Annotated in this window: 2 protein-coding genes; both read right to left on the bottom strand. The window is 55.2% G+C overall.

The genetic code is table 11. The annotated features are described in order from the left end of the window. Nucleotides 1-878 (bottom strand): 2,3-diketo-5-methylthiopentyl-1-phosphate enolase (locus WG8_RS13560; RefSeq protein WP_007430770.1); only part of this gene is annotated, 878 nt, incomplete at its 3' end. Beyond that, nucleotides 875-1152: pyrroline-5-carboxylate reductase family protein (locus WG8_RS28485; protein ID WP_007430769.1), on the bottom strand; the 278-nt coding region annotated here is incomplete at its 5' end. The genes WG8_RS13560 and WG8_RS28485, both read right to left, overlap by 4 nt.

Here is a 1152-nt window from a genome sequence, read left to right as displayed (position 1 = left end):
GGGAAGAGCACGAGGTCAGCGCCAGCCAGCCGCATCAACTGACCGAGCAGCACGGACGCCGAAATACCGTAATGCGGCGACGGATAGACAGCACCCGCCAATGAAGGGTGGGCGGCAATCGGTACGGAGACAGCAGGATCGCTGCTGAGCTCATGCAGTACATCGTAGCCGTAGGCCAGCACGTTGAACAGCAGCGCGTTTGCGCCTGCGTCGATGGCTTTGAGGGACTGCGCCTTAAGCTGTGAGGTGGGTCCGGTCAAATTAGCTGCATACAGCAGCTTTTTACCGGTTTCACGTTCAGCCGCCTCGGCGGCTTTGATGCAGGCTTCGACGCGTTTTTCAATCGGTGTCAAGGCATTTTCGAACAAGATTTCGTCATCCTTGATCAGATCAACGCCACCGAGAGCCTGTCGGGTAAATTGCTCGCTCAGCTCGTCCAGATTCAGACCGATCACCGATTTGAAAATGCTCATAAGCAGCGGGCGATCAAACACGCCGAGTCGCTCACGCAAGCCCTCAATGCCAAATTTCGGTCCCGGAAAAGCGGAACGGAATGTCTCCGAGAAGCCCAGCTTCGTCAGCTTGATTCGACCGTCCATCGAAATTTTGCCAAAGACGGTCACCAGCAGCGCGGGAATATCCCGGCTGAAATTGATGTCCGGGTAAGCGATGGTCAGATCGGCATAACGTTCACCGGGGCCTCCATCATGAACTTCCACGGATTGAACCGAGCCCAGATGCTTTTGCATCTCATCCCGCTTGGCTTGCGGAAGCTCGGTCCAGCTGCCCACCGTCATGCCGATGGCAATGGATTGGGCCTTTTTATTAAAATCGGCTTTGTCATCGTATACCCGGTAGGTCGCCAAGCAATAGCTCATTCAATTCCCTCCTTTAGTACAGCTCCCATCTCACGGGATCGTTCAGCACAACGCTGCACTGCCGCAATTACGGTTTCATAGAAATCTCCTTTGTCCAGTGTCTCCAAAGCGGCTACCGTCGAGCCATTGGGTGACATGATTTTGTGACGCAGAGCAGAAGGCTCCTCTCCGGTTTGCTGTACCATACGTGCCGCCCCAAGCGCGGTTTGGACTGTCAGCTCGTGCGCTTGTTCAGGGGTCAAGCCACCACGAATTCCACCCGCAATCATGGCTT

This window comes from Paenibacillus sp. Aloe-11 (genome assembly GCF_000245715.1).
In the GTDB taxonomy this organism is placed as follows: Bacteria; Bacillota; Bacilli; order Paenibacillales; family Paenibacillaceae; genus Paenibacillus; species Paenibacillus kribbensis.
This window is presented reverse-complemented; position numbering and strand designations above follow the sequence as displayed.